We start from the raw sequence: 18,369 nt of genomic DNA, 5'->3' as shown, positions 1-18,369 counted from the left end.
ACCCCATCATATGGTTTTCTCCATTTTATGAGGTGTTTTGCATTCTTATTCAGTAGGATTGGCGTCTGCCGTATCTTCCGTAGCATCTGCCGGTTCCACATTTTCCAGATTTTCATTAACCGGTGCGTCTCCCAGCACGGAGTCATCACTCTGATCCACACTGTCCGGGTCAGGCATCTGTACAGTCTCCCCTGTCTGCGGATCCACTACCGTTCCTTCCGGAAGGGCACTTTCCTCTTCCGAAGATTCCTCCTCAGAAGCTGCCGCCTCCGCAGCTGCTGCCTGTTCTGCCTCCACTTCAGCCTTCATATCCTCCGGAATCTCCTCTGTCGGATAGATATTCAGGTATGGAAGTGCCTGTTTCATAATATTTTTCCAGATCTCCTGTGCAAAGGAGCTGGTAGACTGCTTCGGTGCATTCGGTTCATCTACAACCACATAAAGCACCACCTGCGGGCTGTCCGCCGGTGCAAATCCAATAAAGGAAACCAGGTAGTTGGTCTTATCCCTCGGGATCTTCTCTGCGGTACCCGTTTTACCACCCATGGCATATCCTGCGATCCGGGCAGCACGACCAGTTGCATTATTTCCATTGGCATCCTGCGCACCATACATGGTTGCATACAGATACTGACGGATCAATGCAGAAGTCTTGGAAGAAATAGGACGTCTTAAAAGGATCGGCTCTACATTTTTTACCGTACCTCCATTACTGTCCATAATTTTCTTCACTACATGGGGCTGATAATAATAACCGCCGTTGATAGTCGCAGAAAATGCTGAGATCAACTGTACCATAGTCACATTAAAGTTCTGACCAAAGGAATTGGTTGCCAGGTCTGTGGCTCCCATGACCAGATTATCACTGGGTGCCAGATCCTTGGCATAGTAGATCAGACTGTCTGTACGTGCTTCACCTGGCAGGTCAATACCAGTACGAAGTCCCAGGTTGAACAGATTCTGATATTTAGAATACTCCTCTTCTCCAAGCTTTGCGGCAATCTGCATCAGGGCATCATTGCAGGAAAACTTCAAAGAACCTTCCAGGTCTATCACACCATGACCGATCTTCTTTGCACACCAGATCTCATGGCCGCCCACATTCTGACGTCCATCACACAGAAATGTATCGCCGTCATGAACCACACCACTTTCCAGCGCCGCTGCCACTGTGATTGGCTTTGCGGTGGAACCTGGCTCATAAGTATCACTGACACAGAAGTTACGCCACAGCTCATTGAGCTTATCCAGCCGTTCTTCCTCTGTCATGGCATCTGATTCTTCCTGTGTGGCGATTCCATTTGCCACCAAGTCATAAGGCTGGTTCAGATCATATTTCCGGTTGCTTGCCATGGCAAGGATCTCTCCTGTATTGGGATCCATCATAATGGCTGCTGCCGTCTTACTTCCAGCTTCTCCCTCACGAAAATTATTCGTATATTTTTCCTGGAAATCATTGATCGCTTTTTCCACGATTTCCTGCAGGGTCACATCAATCGTGGACATGACAGAATCTCCATCCACGGCTGCACGGACATTTTTTTCCTGCTCCAGGTCTTCATTCAGATAATTGTAGGTACGCCCATCCTCACCGTTCAGTGTATCAGAATACTGCTGCTCGATTCCGTACTGTCCCACATTTCCGGATACCGTGTATCCGATCACGTTACATGCCAGAGAATCATAAGGATACCTTCTGATGTAAGTATCTTCCAGCCACACACCTTCGATCCTGCTGTCCTTATCATCCATTGCTTCTTCAAAATCCTGCACTTCCGATTTGGTCAGTTGCTTTTTCAGCATGACATAATGACTGTCCTTTTTCTCCTGCATGATCGTATTCAATTCGCTCCGATCCAGATCGAAGTACTCCACCAACGCACTTAAGGTTGGCTCCACACAGTCCTTCTTGGCATCCTCGTCATAGTTTTTCCACAGGACACCCGGATCCAGGATCAGATTATATACTTTTTCACTGGTTGCCAGAACAGTTCCGTTCCGGTCATAAATATCTCCCCTTTTATAAGGAAGTGTCTGACTTTTGGTATCCTGCTGTGCAAGAACTCTCTTCTTATACTGCTCGCCGCTGACTCTGTTGATATAGACCAGTCGTACAATGATTCCCATAAGAAGCAGTACGATCACAACAAACAAAAGTGCCAGTTTTCGTTTCATCTTCAGAATGCCACGCTGTCTCCTGGACAGCCGTCTGCGATGTCTTGACATAGATTACTCCTACTTTCCATTTTTGCCAAGAAGCTGATCCATCAATGAAGTTTTACTGTCTTTCGGAACATCCTGACTCTGTCGTACATAGTCTTTGGTCCCTCCATCGTATAAGATCACCTGATCTTCATTTGCATAGACCATCCCCAGCTCATTGATTGCCACATCGCGGATATAATCAAGATCTACCGAAGTCATGATTCTCGTATAGTTATCATCGTTTTCTTTTTTCAGATCTTCCAGCTCCGTCTCCAGCGCAGCAATATTCTTCACTCTGCTGGTGGTCTCTGCCTGAAGCTGAAGGTAAGTTACACATGACCACAGAACCATAGCAGCCGCAATGGTCAGAAACAGCATATAGATCACAGTCGTATACTGTATTTTCTGATCACGTTCTACCCTGTATGCATGAGATTCTTCCTGTCTCCGGTAATGTCTTTCTTCCCTTACCTGGAGTTTCCGCACTGTATTTCCTTCAATCACTCGACGTTTTCTCCCTGTCGACATATGCGGTCTTCCTTTCTGCCATTTTATCGTCTCAAGCCGCTTCCCTTAGCTTCGTTCAAACACTCTGAGCTTCGCACTCTTGGAACGGCTGTTCTCTTCCAGTTCTCCCTCTCCCGGAAGGATGGGTTTTCTTGTCACCACTTTTCCTTTCGGTGTTTTTCCGCATACACAGACCGGAAAGTCCGGCGGACAAGTACACGGATGTTCATTTTTGCGAAATGCATTCTTTACGATCCGGTCTTCCAGTGAATGGAAGGTGATGATACAGAGTCTTCCGCCCGGATTCAAAAAATCGATCATATCGTCCAGGGAATCCCGAAGCACTTCCAGCTCCCGGTTCAGTTCGATCCGGATAGCCTGAAAGGTCTGCTTTGCCGGATGTCCTTTCTGCATGCGGATCTTTGCCGGGATCGACGCCTTGATAATCTCCACCAGTTCACCGGTGGTTTCGATCGGCTGTCTCTCGCGGGCCTGTACAATGTGTTTCGCGATATTTTTTGCAAATTTATCTTCTCCGTAATCACGTATGATCCGGTATAAGTCCATCTCACTGTAGCCATTGACAATATCTCTGGCTGTTTTCTCCTGGCGCTGATCCATCCGCATATCAAGAGCTGCATCTTCCCTGTAAGTGAAACCTCTGTCTGCTTCATCAAGCTGATAAGAGGATACTCCCAGATCCAGAACGATACCGTCCACACCGGTCACCCCTCGGTCCCGTAGCTCTTTACACATTTCGCAGTAATTGCTGCGGATAATCGTCACACGATCTCCAAATTCTGAGAGTCTCTGTGACGCTGCCGCAATGGCTGCCGCGTCCTGATCGATCCCATAAAAATGTCCCGCATCCGACAGTCTCTTACATACCTCATACGCATGTCCGCCGCCACCCAGCGTTCCATCCACATAGATTCCGTCCGACTTCACCTTAAGTTCTTCAATTGTCTCTTTCAGCATAACGGAATAATGGCTGAATTCCATGGGTTCTCTCCTCACTCTCTTCCGCTTACCTCATTCAGATGACTGGCTATGGTATCCATGTCCCCAAAATCAGCATTTTCTTTCCAGCGTTCTTCATTCCAGATCTCGATATGATCCAGCATACCTGCCAGCAATACATCCTTTTCCAATCCTGCAAATTCCCGAAGTGTTGCCGGAAGAAGAATTCGTCCCTGCTTGTCCAGTTCACAGGTGTTTGCTCCTGCAATCAGAAAACGCATGAAAAGACGGGCATTTTTATCTGTAAGTGGTAACTTCTTCAATTTGTCTACATAGGCCGTCCAGCTGTCCATAGGATACACGAAAAGGCAACCATCCAGTCCTCTTGTCACAACGAACTCTGTTCCCAGAAGCTCGCGGAATTTTGAGGGTACGATCAGCCTGCCTTTGGGATCTACCGTATGTCTGTATTCACCCATGAACATGCGTCTTCACCCTCTTTCGTTCTGTCAGTTCCTCCACTTTCTACCATTTCAGAACCACAATACGCCACTTTTTACCACTTATGCACTTATAATACCCCGAATAAGTAAAAAAAGCAATATCTGTCTTAAGAAATTCTTCAGATTTACACACAAAAAAACAGCCCACATCATCTCTGATGCAGGCTGTCGCTTTACAGTAACTGTTCCTGTTCCCAGACCTCAATAAGTCTGTCCATTTTCTGTGCTTCCGCGACCAGTGAAGTAAGATCACAAGTCTCTTCCGCCATACGATCCAGCTCTTTGCGCTGTTTCTCGATCAATTCCTTATTCATTTGTCTTCGCCTGTTCTTTCCTCTTTGCGTTACTTCTGCCCCATAGAATTGTTACTGCGGAAAAAATCACAAGTATACATGCCAGCATTTGGGATACCGGTATTCCGGTCATGCCAATCTGAAGCTGATCTGTACGGAGTCCTTCGATCCATGCTCTTCCAAGTCCATATCCAAGCAGATAAGTCAGAAAAAGTTCTCCCTGGAACTTTTTCCGTTTCCGATACCAGTACAGGAAACAGATCACACCCACATTCCACAAAGATTCGTACAGAAAAGTGGGATGTACCTGTATAAACTGTTCGCCGCCTATGATCTGTACATGTGCCCACATCTCATCTGTAATCTCATGGACACGCACTGCACTGACCGGAAGCTGCATAGCAAACAGATTGTCTGTATAACCGCCAAAGGCTTCTCTGTTGAAGAAATTACCCCACCGTCCCAGGATCTGACCTGCTACCAGTCCGATACAGGCCGTATCCAGCATAACCGGAAATGACAGCTTTTTCACCCTGCTATATACATAGACCGTAGCAACTGCCCCGATCACTGCTCCATAGATGGCAATTCCTCCCTGTCTCAGATTAAAAATGCTCAGAAGATCATTTTTATAACTGTCCCACGAGAAGATCACATAGTATGTCCTGGCACAGATGATCGATACGACGATGGCATAAATAACCAGATCTGTATAAGTGTCCGGATTCTGTCCAGTTCGTTTTGCCTCGCGCTCTGCCAGGTATAAGCCCAGCAGGATCGAGCATCCCATGATAATTCCATAATAGGCAATACTAAAGCCATGGATGGAAATGGATTTTCCCACATGTTCCAGATAAATTCCCAGATGTGGAAAGTTGATTGACATGTTCATCGATGAATATTTCCTTTCCGTCTCACAATCTCATTTTATGGTAGTTTCTGTCTTTTCGCAACTTGATTTCATCGACAGATTTCGACAAGCTCCAAGTCCTTCTTTATACATTAAAACGGAACAGGATCACATCGCCGTCTTTCACCACGTAATCTTTTCCTTCCATGCCGACGATTCCTTTTTCTTTTGCTGCGGAAAGGCTTCCATTGTCAAGCAGATCCTGATAATTAACTACCTCTGCTTTGATAAATCCACGTTCAAAATCCGTATGGATCTTACCTGCTGCCTGCGGAGCTTTCGTACCTTTCTTGATAGTCCATGCACGGCACTCATCCTCACCTGCAGTCAGGAAGCTGATCAGTCCTAACAGGCTGTAGCTTGCAGCCACCAGTTTGTCAAGTCCGCTGGATTCTACTCCCAGATCCTCCAGATATTCTTTCTTCTCATCCTCATCCAGTTCAGAGAGTTCCTGCTCGATCTGTGCACAGATTACAAATACCTCTGCACCTTCTTCTTTTGCCATCTCTCTGACTTTAGCCACATGCGGGTTGGATGCACCATCATCTGCCAGATCGTCTTCCGCTACATTTGCAGCGTAGATGGTCGGTTTTGCGGTCAGAAGATTGTAATTCTTAAACCACGCTTCATCATCTTCATCATCCGGGACTTCAAAGGTTCTGGCCATCTTTCCCTCTTCCAGATGTGCCTTGACAGCTTCAAGAAGCTCCAGCTCTTTGGCATAAGTCTTGTCCATCTTTGCCTGTTTTGCGATCTTAGAGATTCTTCTGTCCAGGATCTCAATATCAGAGAAGATCAGCTCCAGATTGATGGTCTCAATATCTCTTGCCGGATCAATGGAACCATCCACATGGATGATGTTCGGATCCTCAAAACAACGTACTACATGAACAATGGCATCTACTTCACGGATATTTGCAAGGAACTGGTTACCAAGTCCTTCTCCTTTGCTGGCTCCTTTTACAAGGCCTGCAATGTCCACGAATTCGATAGTTGCCGGTGTCACTTTCTTTGTATGATACAGTTCTCCCAGCTTCACGATCCGCTCATCCGGTACGGATACAATTCCTACGTTCGGATCAATGGTTGCAAACGGATAGTTTGCAGACAATGCTCCTGCCTTGGTCAGGGAGTTAAATAATGTACTTTTTCCAACATTTGGAAGTCCTACGATTCCTAATTTCATTTTCTCTATTTCCTCCTAAAATACCTTTGATTTCAAGGGATTTCAGCATACTTATTTTTGTATGTCTCAAGATATGCATCGAAAATCTTGGAATTTTTGCTTTATCACAGATTTTAAACAGCGCTGTATCATATGTACTGTTCTTGACCGGTGTTCCTTTTCGACACAGAAACACAAATTCTTCCCATTCTGTTGAAATTTCTGAAATCCTCTTATTCTTTTTTTGTTTTTTTAGTATAGCAACCGCTTCTTTTGTTAAGGGTATCGTACGGTAACCTGATTTATTCTTTGGTTCTCCAATACGCCACTCCTTTGCACTGTAACGATATTCCATACTTCTGCAAATCTGAATTGTTTTAGATTTAAAATCGACATCTTCCCATTTCAATCCTATCAATTCGCCTGGCTGAGTATAATCCCATACTTTCTTGGGATATTCCCCTGCCAAGTTCTTTGCCTTTTAAATCTTTTCCCATATTTCAGCTCCTCTCATAAGAAGCCTTAATACAGTATCTTGTATTATACCATAGCATCTTATTTTTGTGAATATTCATTTTCATCTCCTGTCATTCATTTATATTTCCATCCTTTCCGAAATGAATTTTTCAAATTCTTTTCTCTTTACAAGTTGAAAATAATTCCTAATGCATATTCTGAATTTCGTTCCACTCCAAGATCATCAATAATCAAAAGCTGATAGGAAACCAATGCATTGATATATTCTGTTTTGTCTGCCAGTGGAAATATATCGTCGATAATGGTATTAAAATTTGTCATATTTACCGTTACTTCCTGCCATCCCAGTATCAACATAGGTTTTTGTTCTATGCATGACTGCATCCGACATATCTGCGTTTTCAAATGTCCACTCTTCCATTCTGCTCTCGTCAAAACAGATGCTTGTATTTCTGCCGACTAATTCCCGGTGCTTTTTGTCTTTAAAATATTTTTATTCTTCTTCATACGCTTTTCTGTCACAGGCACATTGCCTGGAATGTTTCTTCATCCCCATAAAGCCACCCTTGGGAAAATAAGCTTCTTTCGCTTCCCCATAGTAATAATTTACTTCATGATATTTATTTCTTTTATATTTCTCAGTTACTTTACTAGGTGCCACATTTCCGACTCCTGCACAGCCATTTTTACGGCCAGATGATGGTTGCTTTTCCGACTCTGTTGCAGCTATCTTTTCAACCGCCTTATTCTCAACCGGCTGTGGCCCAATCTCATCCTATGCTTAGCACGGACCGAAGCGGAGCGAAGACCCGTAATCCCCATCAAGTCTGCTACTCGTACGTAATACAAAATTGTCAAAATGACAATACTGCATTACACGGGTGGACCTTGCTCTGGTTGTAACATATTAATTCATACAATAATAGGCCCAAATGGGCACTTTCACCATTTGAACCTATATATTACATGTCTTTTGGATAATAACTAAAAAAGTAGCTGTCTAGACGGTATGTTTTTATCGTAGAATTGATTTCAAAAAAGTTGAAGTGGATTTTTCTTTGCTGATACTTTGCCACTATTCTATTCCTGATGTCTGTGCAAATTACTCCCAATTTATCACTTCTTGCAAAAACAATTGATTCAGCTCATTCCATTCTGATGTATGACTATCGTCCAGTAATCTCACTGCACTTTTGATACTCGGAATACTTGTATCAAGATATTCATTTATTTCCGTAATTCTTTTAATCAATTTTACTTCGGATGAGTTCATCTTTAATTCCAGCAATTGATTCACTGCATTGATTAATTCTACCGGCAGTTCCTCTTTTATCAACTCCGAAAACAACATAGGCGGAGGCGTACCTCGGTCCAAGATCCATCGGCACGCCAGTACCGGACGTAAGACATAGAAATATTTCTTTGCTCTGACGAGCTCACCTTTTAGATATCCCCGATAGTTTTTTTCAGCCATGCTAATATAATGATACAACGTCTTCTTTGATGAAAAATAATGCATCATCAAATCACGAAGCTTGTCGGCAAATTCTGTTTCCTGATAAACAATTGGTGAAGAAAACCACTCAAATAGTGTTGGATTTGACTTATACAATAATCTTAATGTCTTTTGCAAATCCCATCCGTTAATATCCAAAATATCATCAATTGGCAGTTCGATCACATCTCGAACTGCATCCAGTCTCAGATAATCCTCTGTCCTTCTGATATAAACAAATCGCACATCATAATCACTATCCGGAGAGGCAAATCCCCATGCTCGACTTCCCGATTCAACAGCTAAAAGTATTTTTATATTTTCCGATTCTTCAATTCTACGAATCTGCTCCTGTATCTTTTCTCTCATTTGCGTCACCCTTCTTTTTCCAAGGCTCCTTTCCATCCGAAGCTTTGAAATTATATACTGGTTTCATAATATCAATAATCTCTACAGAATCTCTAATCACATCAATAATATCCGCAAGCGATTTATATGCCATTGGTGCCTCATCTAATGTATCCGCATTCACCGAGGTAGAATAAATACCTTGCATGGATGCTTTGTATTCCTCCAAATCAATGGACTGTTTTGCTTTTGTTCTGGACATGATTCTACCAGCTCCGTGTGGTGCTGAATTATTCCATTCCACATTTCCTTTGCCAACTGCAAGAACGGAACCATCTCTCATATTAATCGGAATCAATATTTTTTCACCGGCATGTGCGGCAATGGCACCTTTTCTAAGAATCATCTCATCGACGTCTATATAATTATGAACGGTATGAAAAGATTCTACCGCCGTCAGTTTGGTTCTCTCAATAATAATCTCCACCATGCGCTCTCTGCTCCTTCTTGCAAAACGCTGACAGATTTCAACATCATGCAGATAATCATCCATAAACGATCCATAAAGCCAACAGATGTCATCTGGTGCATCTAAATCCTGTGTCTCGTAGTCCTGTTTTAATTGCTTTAATGTTTCCTGAATTTCTGCCCTTCTCCCCTGCTCTTTGTAAGTACGAATAATCTCATCTCGCTCTTTGAAGTACTCTTCTTTTCCCGCATGCAAATCAATTGCCAGCTGTTGGTAAATCTCAGCTACCTGTTTTCCTAAATTCCTGCTTCCTGAATGAATGACCAGATAATATGTACCATCCTTTGCCCGATCAACCTCGATAAAATGGTTTCCTCCACCCAGCGTTCCAAGTGATCTTTCTAATCTCTTTGTATCTCGCAAAGCTCTATAGCATTTAAGCTGTGTCAAATCAAAACGCTCCATTCTCCCTTCCCATACATTCATTCCCGAAGGCACATAATGGCATGCTTCATCTATTTTTTCAAAATCTAATACCTGCTCCTGCAACTTTACAGTATACATTCCACAACCAATATCGACACCTACAATATTAGGACATATCTTATCTGTGATTGTCATAGTTGTCCCGATTGTACAACCTTTTCCGGCATGAACATCCGGCATAATTCGCACCTTACTTCCCTTTGTCAAATCATAGTCACACATTCTTCTAATCTGTTCGATCGCCTCATCTTCAACCACCTTCGCATAGCAAATCGCTGTTGCAACTTTTCCCTTTATTTCAAACATTTCATACGTCTCCTTTCTCAACAAACCACGCCTGACAGCTGTTACGACAACCATATCCTGCAAAGTGGATCTTAAGTCCACCTGCAAGAACTTGTCCCTCACGTGTTGTGCTATGATCCATAGTTTATCTCTTCCGTTTCTTTTTATCATGGAAAAAAAGTTGCGAACCTTTACAGTCCACAACTTTTTTGATCTGACAATCTGTCCTTTATTAAATGAATAAATGCCACGGGCTTTACAACGTAAAGCATTGGTCCAAATGAAAGTACACGAATTATAACCTCTGTTTCGTCCTCTTTGTCATAGTACAACGTAACTTGATACTTCTGCTCATCTATTTTCTCGACTTGTTTTTCAAAATGTGCGAAGTGCATCAGAACACGTTCCAAAGCATTCCTATCATCAACCAGTTCAAATATCACTTTTCGCGGCTGTGGCAGCTTTCTTTTCCCAATTTTTTCGCCTTGTTCATTCTCACACTTTTCACAAGAAGTGATTCTTCCAAGATTGATCGTATTTCCCAGTTTGCTTCCTGTTCCAATTAACCGGAATTTATCATCTTTCTCGGAATATTCCAGATATTCAGGAATCGTTCTGGTTGTTATTCGTTTTCCATGACGATTGGTAATGCTGATTTGTATCGGATATTGATGCTTGATCGCATCCAATATTAACCGAAAGTTCTGAATATATTCTGGATTCTCGTACGGATCACCATCTAAATACTTATCAAAGACATAAATATCTTCCGGAAGAAATAACGGTTCAACATCCGGAAATACAACTGGCTGATCCATAAACAAACGTATTCTCGGATCTAATGCAATTGCATTAATCCAGCGTTTCTGCAAAATTGTGAGTGGCATCGTTGGATTCTTTCTGAGAATGGTTGCTCCATCTTCTTTCAATAATTGCCAATGTGCCATTCCCAAAGCCTTCGGAATATTCAATATACTTTCTTCAAATGCATAATCCTGAATGATTGCGTTGATTTCTTCAGTCGTAAGCGGATGCTCTACCGCTTCTGTCAAGATTTTTGCAACGGTTTGAAAATATGTACTGTAAATTTCATGAAACAGCATAATCATTCCTCCTCTTTCAATCCATACATTTCATACATCGCCTGCAAGTCTTCTTTAAACTGTGTTTCCAACGCCTTATTAGAAATTGAAATATCTGTGATTCGGCAGATAAACGTACGTATCCATGGAATCAATTCGCTTGCATCATAAACATCAGCAGAAAAACGACATGTATGCTCATCCATGTACTCCAATTGACCGATTCGTTTCTCCCTCTCCAATCGCCTTGGTATATGCTGTTCTCCATCATCATATTGAACTGTAAATTCAATATGTTCTATTCGATTTCCTGATCGACTGTCTGTAGCGACTCCCCACATATGTTGCTGCATTTTACTCAGTTTATCTCTTAATTCATCAAACCGATCTGCAACGTCACCATTTTTAACAGTCACAATATTATCAAGACGATACGCTGTTATTCGTTTAAAATATGGAGCATAAGCCATCATATACTGTCTCCCATTCTGTACACTGATCATCACTTGAAGAGGAACAACATTCGTTTCCGTAATGCGATCTTTTTTACGATTAATCATCTCGACTGTTATATTTCTTTTTTCATGAATTGCTTTCAGTATCATGCACAAAACTTCGCAGTCCAATGCACTAGTTATATAATGATGTTTGAATACAAAATGATCAGCAATATCATTTGTTTTATCTTCCAAAAAAGATCCAAGCACACCACATGGTGCGGTTTCTGAAAAGAAATCCAAAACATCCCTACTTGGAATTTCAAACTCTTCTGCGCGACGGTATAACATTGTCTTACCGTTCTTTCTCGTTAGCAGCAATCCTTCTTTTACATATTCGTTGAGTTTTTTCCTGATCGTAGAAGCATCAAATACTCTTGCATGTCCAAAAACAGACAGATATTCGTCTACCTGATATGCGATCTCTCCAAGCGATAGTTCTTGTCTCGCAGAAAGAATATCCATAACAATAAAATGAAGAGTAATATCTCCATCTGTAAAACTCTTTGTCTTCCATGCCTTATAAAGTGGATTGTGTCTGGTTACTCTGCTATCAATTGACAAAAATACATTCTTACCATCAACGGTCTGATGGAATTTCATATAGTCACCAAGCCAGCTCTCTATCCGACGTTTCTCGTCGTCATAAGACCTGGTACTTTTTTTCGTATAATCATCCCGGCTCTTGAAACCATAGACATAAAAATCCCGCATGTAATCTCGTATCTTATTAAAATTTTTGATTAATTCGCTGTATGCCATGGTTTCGCCTCCTAACTTTTCCCGGATGCAATTTATCATTGTATCTGCATACCTTCAGCAAAAGAGCTATTATACTTTAGCATATTTTTTCGAGCAACCTTCATTGCCTCCACAGATTCTTCTGCCTTTTTTATAGATTCAGCAATAGCTTTTTTCTCTTTACCCTTTGTAACGTCTTTCTTTAATCTTAGTTCCACAAGACCTTTTCGTCCATTCCTGGAGCCATGTAGTTTTCAGTTCTTTAACACTTTCTCCAGTTATAGGAATATTGGTGTGTTCTATATCATCAAGTGTCTTGTAATATTCAAGATTATAAAGTATTTCCGTCTGCTCTAATGAGCGACCGAATTTATCCATCTGTATATCCATATCTGTTCCTATTCTTTTATAAATATCTACATCAGCTTTTCTGAATGTCTGATACCTTATGTTCTCATACACATCTCGAACCTTTTTAACGTTTCGAACTTTAAGTCCCCAACTCACATCAGAACCAATAGCAACCGCAAATCTTCCCACGCCAACATAATTTAATAGACACCCAATACTTTTTAGTTGCAATTGCCTCACCAACATCAAGTGCAGTAAATACTCCCGTTGAAACAATCAACATACGTGTAATTGTTGGATTATTGACAGGCTTAACAGAATTCCAATCAATCTTTTTCATGTCTGCAAGACAACTTACACTATTTTCTTTCATTTCCATTGCAAGATGCCTTATAAAATACGCGCACCATACACTCATTAGCAATTACTGGAACAGCCTGTTTACACAATTCCACAGCAACGCCAAGTTCACCGCGCAAATCAAATTTAATAACGGACTCCTTGATAATCTGTCCATTTTCATCACGTTGCATCATAAGTGTAACTTTAGCAAAAAGCAGAAACCAAAAAAGCAGAAGATATTTTTCACACGATTCCTATTGCTAATTTTATGTACTCACCTCCAGCTTTTTGTTTCTTTGCTCCATGTCTGCTCGAAGGAATTATTGTTATGAATTGAATCCACAATGGGCAGTAATAATTCTTTTAATAGTTGCATTGTTTCTTCAAATTCTACTTTCACCAGTGCTTTCTTCTTTTTGATAAAGGCTCTCCATCTCCGCTGCCTGGTCTCATCCTTGGTAAAATTATCATCAAAGGCTGCAATATCGTCAAAATTGGTTTCTCGATGAGTAAATGTCTCTACAATCGCCTTCATTAATTCCATGCCATCAAGATCATAGCTGTCGGCCAAAACATAAATATCATAGAAATCCTTATATCTGCCATTTACAAGCCCTAGCGAAACAAATGCTTCAAATTTTTCTGCTATGACAGAATAAATCGAATAAGCATATATCTCCGGAACTTCCATGTCCAACAGAACCGGGAACTTCATTTTCACTCTTTCTGGATACACCATATCCCCAAAACCAATATCTATTGATACCGGGACCTTGGTTCTGTCCAGATATCCCATAACGGATACATTTACTCCTTGATACTCCTTGAATTCAGTTATATTGATGACCTCAAGCGTATTCAGATCAAATCGTAACGCATCATCGCACTCTATAGAAAAATGTCATTAAATACTTTCTTCATTTCTTCTGCATCATTTGGAATTCGTTGTGCCAAAAGATCAATATCCATTGTTGCACGAGCATACTCTCCATCAAATAGTGCATACAAGAAAATACCGCCCTTTAGTGTAAATCTCTCCACATAATTTGAAACAGATAATCTATATATTGTTCTCTCCAAACCATAGGTGACCAGCTTATCCTGCATAGTCTTTCCATCTTCTATCGCTTGTTTCTTTAATCTGTCCTTTACCGATATAGCGTTTGTCATACCAGCACCTCCAGATACATTTTCATTACATCCCCACATTTAAGCATCTCCGCATATCTGATTAGTCTATTCAGATTACGGTCACTCCGATGAAGATAGGTTGTAAGAACTTCTTTCGTTTCTTCAATTCCGATTTTTTCTCTGTAGAAAACGATGTCAACAACAGTTTTCTCAATATCATATATACGAAATCGGTTATTTCCATCCTCTACGGTCACGATACCAACATCAAATCGGTTATCTGTAAAATAACATACATTCAGTTCCGGCCAATCCGGTAGAGTTGATACCTTTGCTTTTCTCGGAATTGCTACATCAATGGCATCCGGGCGATAAGTCGACAGATTATAATACACAGCTGCACTCAGCAGACAAACTACTCCATCTGGTACAAATGCATAGGCATAGTAGAAATCCGATTCCTCACCATCAAAATTTACATTTTCATAATATTTTTTATTTAGTTTTATTAGGATTCCCTTATCAACCATCTGATTAATTTTATAATATGAAAAACCTTTATCTTTCAGCTCTTGAACTGAAAAAATCATTTGGTCATTTGGAATCTGTACTGTATTTGTCATATTGCTCACCTCAATTCCAGTATATCCAAATCCATAGAAATAATTCAAATGTTATTCGGCATTTTATTCTTTTGCCGAATTTTATTTAAATTATAATAATCATTTCATGTCTTGTCAATAGATTTTCAGTGAGCAACAACTATAAACGAAAACTTCCTACTGTAATATACATACTGACGATGCTCCAATTGTATCAACATGAATCCTTTTGAGCACCCTCTTGCTTCACGAGCAATTCCTCTATAATCTCCTTCCGATATTTGTAAAATGTAGTTTCAGATATCCCAATCTGCCTTATCGTTTCAATATTGTTAAGAGGACCGCCAAATGTCTTATTGTATTTCTGAATCGCTCGTTTAGCCTCAATTGATTTCCGAGTCACAAGCTTAGTCCCCTTTTTCAGCCCGATCTGCTTTCCATTGAGCCGAGCCATTTCAATACCTTCTTTTGTACGCCGATGTAAATAATCGACTTCTTTTTCGGCTTGCTCAAAGGCACGGTATATATCTTTCTCAACTTTGCTCAGCGCAAAGCGTTTTACAGCTTTTACAATCGAATTGACCAGTTCATCCGCATCAGGATTCCCGGACTGAATTTCCATGTCAATAACGCTTTGCATCGATTCCCTATAGCTTTCCGTATTGATATGTGATTCCTTAAGATATATTAAATTGATTCCCCGTTCAAACATATCTTTATATATATCAAAACCTTCCGCAGCGTTTCGACCCATACGAGATACCTCATCAAATACGATTCCATCATCATCCTGTATAGTCCGCATTAACTTGTTCCATTCAGGTCTATCAAAACTGGTACCCGTATAAATCTCCTTTATAATTATAGCTTCCGGATAGACTCTTAAAATATTTCTCACCTGCCGCTCGATACTCTGGTTTCTTGTACTTATTCGACAGTACCCATATAGCTTTCCCATACTGCAACTACTCCATTCTCATCCCTAAAATGATCTGTAATATGTTATAGATTCATATGATACCATTAAAACAAACCACCGTTTCTTTTAATAATATTAACGTACCATAATTTTACATTTAATACAAGTAATTTTAATGGTATTCTATACAACGTTACTTCTAATGGTATATTCCACTGCTTGGATCTAAATACATCATCAGTTCTGAGGAAGATCGCAAATTACTTGATTTATTATTCAGACAAGAATAATTTTAAAAGAACCATTGAAATAAAAACTGGGCAGTATATCTTTCACTACCCAGTTTTTACTATTTAAAAAAATATAAGAAAAGAAGAATCGTGATTACACAACCAATAATATTGAGGTAATACGGAAATGAAGCTCCCTTCCGGTTTACCTTGCTTTTACAATACCATAAGGAAAATATTGCTTCTAATATAATTGCTATGCAAAAAATGATTTTTATTATGTCAAAATCATTCGGCATATATGTCCATGTATAAAACAAAAATTGTATATTACTTTGAACACAATTCGCACACAGAAAACCCGAGAGAAGAACTACACTGCCCATAGAATATTCTCTTTTTGGCTTTATTATAAAATAATAATTACATATATGCCACAACAGACGAATCATTATAACTACAATAATTATAAAATAAAACATACACAGTTATCTCACAAAATCAAATAATCATCAAACAACACAATGGGTACACTTCATCCAAGCATTTACAATCGTTGACATTTAATTCATTGCAGATACTCCCATGGGAAGTGTCTGCATCTGCTCAAACATACGATGTCTGTGCTAATCCTTGCCATACAATTGTCTGTTCTATATCTAACGTTGCATACGCATACGTATCTATAGAGGATCTGCGCTTATAATTTCCAATCACTTTCTCACTTGCACTAACAGGTGGTGCCTTTTTGATGGAGGTATTATTGAAATTAGATTTAATTCCATTAACATAAATTTGTGCTTCTTGTGTTTGCTTATTAAAAATCGCTTTAATAATATTTCCTTCAGCATCAGTCATTTCTGCCGTTCTTATGGAGTCCGATTCTGTTATTATAATATTTCCACTTGGTGTCTCAATAACAGAATTTCCTGTATCACCAGCCGCATAAACATTTATTGGTACCAGTATCATTGATAAGCAGAGAAATAATGATAATATAGATTTAAATAAATGCCGTTTCATATGTACCTCCTTCTCTCAAAATATTAAGTACTGATTTTTTCGCCTTCTTTCTTTAAGTACGCAATCCACCATCTGATTAGCCCACCGGTATCACCCCTCCCCCATATAAAATTCCATTTTGTTTATAAGAATAAAAAAGTTTGCAGACAAATACAATAAATAATACTTGTCTGCAAACTAATGTATGTGCGTAAACATTACCTGCAATTTCTATTTTAGGCTCTGACTCTAGTAATATGAACTACTATCACAGTGATGCACCGCTCCAGATTCCCACTGGATTCCTTTTCTTTATTTATAACAATTATTATCTGATTTGTCAATATATTATCTGATAATTTAATTCTCTGTTATATTATTCTTAAATCAAAAATTTATAACCGAAGCCTTCCCGCCTGAAGATATGCTGACAACTCTTCCCTGCTTCTGGTAATATACTCATACGTTACATATGAAGGATTGATCCGCCTCACCAGCTCTTCCACACCTTTAGCTGTAAATGGCTCATGTCGGTCGATCTGAAAGATATGTTCATATACTTTGCAGAACCGCTCCATGGGATCCTCTGGAAATTCGTGAGGCGACTGAATCCATCGTTTTACATACTCGCCGGTCAGAGACTGCTGAAGATGGATACCCTTTATATAAGGAATCATACTCTCATGCGCATCCAGCATCTTATGAAGATATTCCACGCCTTCTTCCTGTGTCTTCAACTCCAGATTTGTATGAAGGAAATGCCCAGTATCCAGCATAAAGCCTTTTTTCTCATAGTGTACTCTGTCAAGAAGTGCCTGTGTATCCTCTGGATGTAAGAATGTCAGTCCTGGCCACCATAGGTTTTCCATTAGAAACCAGAACGGATACTGCTGCCCATCCAGTAACGCATTGATAAAATCAGCCGCTTCTTCAATCACTTCCCGGTCCGTATGTTTGGTCTTGTAGGTAAGGCCCTCTTCATCATCCACCTGCACCACATGAAAGACTACATATTCCGCACCCATACGGACCGCATAATTAAGATCTTTGCGGTAATGCCAGATCAGCTCCTGTCGGTTACGCTTCATCCAGTCTCCACTGCAGCAGCAATGGATTCCTGTTACCATATCCGGTCGGATCAGCGGGCACTCTTCCGCTGGTAAATATACATCCGGAGCCTCTTTCGTAGAATAACCAAGCGGCATGACTTCCAGTCCTGTGCAGCCATGCTCCATATAAAAATGCTGCAAATCATCCGCCGAAGTAAAGCGGATCACATCATCATACGATGTGGTAAAATTCATCTGAAATTTCATACATCCATACCCTCTTTTCCTTGCATTCCCTATATTCCTGCTCTATGATAAGA

19 protein-coding genes and 1 pseudogene are annotated in these 18,369 nt (G+C 40.4%); all 20 read right to left on the bottom strand.

All coding sequences use genetic code 11. From position 1 onward, the window contains the following. Positions 1-45: 45 nt before the first annotated feature. Positions 46-2,226, bottom strand: coding sequence for a peptidoglycan D,D-transpeptidase FtsI family protein (locus WMO62_RS10755; protein WP_349144632.1), 2,181 nt, complete (start codon positions 2,224-2,226; stop codon positions 46-48). Between the two features lie 9 nt (positions 2,227-2,235). Next, positions 2,236-2,733 carry an FtsB family cell division protein gene (locus tag WMO62_RS10750; protein ID WP_118509853.1) on the bottom strand — a complete coding sequence of 166 codons (498 nt, stop codon included), beginning with the start codon at positions 2,731-2,733 and terminating at the stop codon, positions 2,236-2,238. Between the two features lie 45 nt (positions 2,734-2,778). Beyond that, on the bottom strand, positions 2,779-3,714 hold the full coding sequence (rsmH, locus tag WMO62_RS10745) for a 16S rRNA (cytosine(1402)-N(4))-methyltransferase RsmH (protein ID WP_349144631.1): 936 nt from the start codon (positions 3,712-3,714) through the stop codon (positions 2,779-2,781). 11 nt (positions 3,715-3,725) lie between these two features. Then, on the bottom strand, positions 3,726-4,157 hold the full coding sequence (mraZ, locus tag WMO62_RS10740) for a division/cell wall cluster transcriptional repressor MraZ (RefSeq protein ID WP_117497160.1): 432 nt from the start codon (positions 4,155-4,157) through the stop codon (positions 3,726-3,728). 191 nt (positions 4,158-4,348) lie between these two features. After that, positions 4,349-4,489 (bottom strand): hypothetical protein, encoded by a 141-nt coding sequence (locus WMO62_RS10735; protein ID WP_349144630.1) that lies wholly within the window; start codon positions 4,487-4,489, stop codon positions 4,349-4,351. Next, on the bottom strand, positions 4,482-5,360 hold the full coding sequence (lgt, locus tag WMO62_RS10730; protein ID WP_147600923.1) for a prolipoprotein diacylglyceryl transferase: 879 nt from the start codon (positions 5,358-5,360) through the stop codon (positions 4,482-4,484). The genes WMO62_RS10735 and lgt overlap by 8 nt, the downstream gene beginning before the upstream one ends. 103 nt (positions 5,361-5,463) lie before the next feature. Beyond that, the gene (ychF, locus tag WMO62_RS10725) at positions 5,464-6,564 is read right to left on the bottom strand and encodes a redox-regulated ATPase YchF (RefSeq protein WP_117497164.1); all 1,101 of its coding nucleotides are present in this window, start codon (positions 6,562-6,564) and stop codon (positions 5,464-5,466) included. Next, positions 6,512-7,012 carry a site-specific integrase gene (locus WMO62_RS10720; protein ID WP_349144629.1) on the bottom strand — a complete coding sequence of 167 codons (501 nt, stop codon included), beginning with the start codon at positions 7,010-7,012 and terminating at the stop codon, positions 6,512-6,514. Before WMO62_RS10720 ends, ychF begins: the two co-directional genes overlap by 53 nt. 176 nt (positions 7,013-7,188) lie before the next feature. Beyond that, positions 7,189-7,615: pseudogene (locus WMO62_RS10715) on the bottom strand (P-loop NTPase family protein); the annotation flags it as partial. Between the two features lie 507 nt (positions 7,616-8,122). Beyond that, complete coding sequence (locus tag WMO62_RS10710; protein ID WP_349144628.1) at positions 8,123-8,884, bottom strand: nucleotidyltransferase domain-containing protein; 762 nt, start codon at positions 8,882-8,884, stop codon at positions 8,123-8,125. Then, positions 8,853-10,124 carry an RtcB family protein gene (locus WMO62_RS10705; protein WP_349144627.1) on the bottom strand — a complete coding sequence of 424 codons (1,272 nt, stop codon included), beginning with the start codon at positions 10,122-10,124 and terminating at the stop codon, positions 8,853-8,855. The genes WMO62_RS10710 and WMO62_RS10705 overlap by 32 nt, the downstream gene beginning before the upstream one ends. 170 nt (positions 10,125-10,294) lie before the next feature. Further along, complete coding sequence (locus tag WMO62_RS10700; protein ID WP_349144626.1) at positions 10,295-11,206, bottom strand: WYL domain-containing protein; 912 nt, start codon at positions 11,204-11,206, stop codon at positions 10,295-10,297. 2 nt (positions 11,207-11,208) lie between these two features. Next, entirely contained in the window at positions 11,209-12,444 is a 1,236-nt protein-coding gene (locus tag WMO62_RS10695; RefSeq protein ID WP_147600929.1) for a WYL domain-containing protein, read from the bottom strand. Positions 12,445-12,603: 159 nt separating this feature from the next. Beyond that, positions 12,604-13,023, bottom strand: a complete 420-nt coding sequence (locus WMO62_RS10690; RefSeq protein ID WP_349144625.1) for a hypothetical protein — start codon at positions 13,021-13,023, stop codon at positions 12,604-12,606. A 367-nt stretch (positions 13,024-13,390) separates the two neighbouring features. Continuing rightward, entirely contained in the window at positions 13,391-13,912 is a 522-nt protein-coding gene (locus WMO62_RS10685) for a nucleotidyl transferase AbiEii/AbiGii toxin family protein (RefSeq protein ID WP_349144624.1), read from the bottom strand. 92 nt (positions 13,913-14,004) lie between these two features. Beyond that, positions 14,005-14,286 carry a nucleotidyl transferase AbiEii/AbiGii toxin family protein gene (locus WMO62_RS10680; protein ID WP_349144623.1) on the bottom strand — a complete coding sequence of 94 codons (282 nt, stop codon included), beginning with the start codon at positions 14,284-14,286 and terminating at the stop codon, positions 14,005-14,007. After that, complete coding sequence (locus WMO62_RS10675; RefSeq protein ID WP_147600932.1) at positions 14,283-14,870, bottom strand: hypothetical protein; 588 nt, start codon at positions 14,868-14,870, stop codon at positions 14,283-14,285. Before WMO62_RS10675 ends, WMO62_RS10680 begins: the two co-directional genes overlap by 4 nt. 193 nt (positions 14,871-15,063) lie before the next feature. Then, the gene (locus tag WMO62_RS10670) at positions 15,064-15,807 is read right to left on the bottom strand and encodes a recombinase family protein (RefSeq protein WP_349144622.1); all 744 of its coding nucleotides are present in this window, start codon (positions 15,805-15,807) and stop codon (positions 15,064-15,066) included. 797 nt (positions 15,808-16,604) lie between these two features. After that, positions 16,605-17,021, bottom strand: coding sequence for a hypothetical protein (locus WMO62_RS10665; RefSeq protein WP_349144621.1), 417 nt, complete (start codon positions 17,019-17,021; stop codon positions 16,605-16,607). Between the two features lie 374 nt (positions 17,022-17,395). Further along, a complete protein-coding gene (locus tag WMO62_RS10660; protein ID WP_349144620.1) occupies positions 17,396-18,316 on the bottom strand; it encodes a TIM barrel protein in 921 nt (306 codons plus the stop codon). Positions 18,317-18,369 lie beyond the last annotated feature (53 nt).

Origin of the sequence: Hominiventricola aquisgranensis (genome assembly GCF_040096225.1) — a bacterium.
GTDB lineage: Bacteria > Bacillota > Clostridia > Lachnospirales > Lachnospiraceae > Hominiventricola > Hominiventricola aquisgranensis.
Note: the sequence above shows the minus strand (reverse complement) of the source record. Positions and strands in the feature narration are given on the sequence as shown.

What these genes read in the sequence shown, in the direction of transcription:
- WMO62_RS10695 (WP_147600929.1), bottom strand. Translation starts at nt 12,444, where the DNA reads ATGGCATACAGCGAATTAATCAAAAATTTTAATAAGATACGAGATTAC.
- mraZ (WP_117497160.1), bottom strand. Translation starts at nt 4,157, where the DNA reads ATGTTCATGGGTGAATACAGACATACGGTAGATCCCAAAGGCAGGCTG.
- WMO62_RS10700 (WP_349144626.1), bottom strand. Translation starts at nt 11,206, where the DNA reads ATGCTGTTTCATGAAATTTACAGTACATATTTTCAAACCGTTGCAAAA.
- ychF (WP_117497164.1), bottom strand. Translation starts at nt 6,564, where the DNA reads ATGAAATTAGGAATCGTAGGACTTCCAAATGTTGGAAAAAGTACATTA.
- WMO62_RS10660 (WP_349144620.1), bottom strand. Translation starts at nt 18,316, where the DNA reads ATGAAATTTCAGATGAATTTTACCACATCGTATGATGATGTGATCCGC.
- WMO62_RS10685 (WP_349144624.1), bottom strand. Translation starts at nt 13,912, where the DNA reads ATGGGATATCTGGACAGAACCAAGGTCCCGGTATCAATAGATATTGGT.
- WMO62_RS10705 (WP_349144627.1), bottom strand. Translation starts at nt 10,124, where the DNA reads ATGTTTGAAATAAAGGGAAAAGTTGCAACAGCGATTTGCTATGCGAAG.
- WMO62_RS10680 (WP_349144623.1), bottom strand. Translation starts at nt 14,286, where the DNA reads ATGACAAACGCTATATCGGTAAAGGACAGATTAAAGAAACAAGCGATA.
- WMO62_RS10755 (WP_349144632.1), bottom strand. Translation starts at nt 2,226, where the DNA reads ATGTCAAGACATCGCAGACGGCTGTCCAGGAGACAGCGTGGCATTCTG.
- WMO62_RS10670 (WP_349144622.1), bottom strand. Translation starts at nt 15,807, where the DNA reads ATGGGAAAGCTATATGGGTACTGTCGAATAAGTACAAGAAACCAGAGT.
- WMO62_RS10750 (WP_118509853.1), bottom strand. Translation starts at nt 2,733, where the DNA reads ATGTCGACAGGGAGAAAACGTCGAGTGATTGAAGGAAATACAGTGCGG.
- lgt (WP_147600923.1), bottom strand. Translation starts at nt 5,360, where the DNA reads ATGAACATGTCAATCAACTTTCCACATCTGGGAATTTATCTGGAACAT.
- rsmH (WP_349144631.1), bottom strand. Translation starts at nt 3,714, where the DNA reads ATGGAATTCAGCCATTATTCCGTTATGCTGAAAGAGACAATTGAAGAA.
- WMO62_RS10675 (WP_147600932.1), bottom strand. Translation starts at nt 14,870, where the DNA reads ATGACAAATACAGTACAGATTCCAAATGACCAAATGATTTTTTCAGTT.
- WMO62_RS10735 (WP_349144630.1), bottom strand. Translation starts at nt 4,489, where the DNA reads ATGAATAAGGAATTGATCGAGAAACAGCGCAAAGAGCTGGATCGTATG.
- WMO62_RS10710 (WP_349144628.1), bottom strand. Translation starts at nt 8,884, where the DNA reads ATGAGAGAAAAGATACAGGAGCAGATTCGTAGAATTGAAGAATCGGAA.
- WMO62_RS10665 (WP_349144621.1), bottom strand. Translation starts at nt 17,021, where the DNA reads ATGAAACGGCATTTATTTAAATCTATATTATCATTATTTCTCTGCTTA.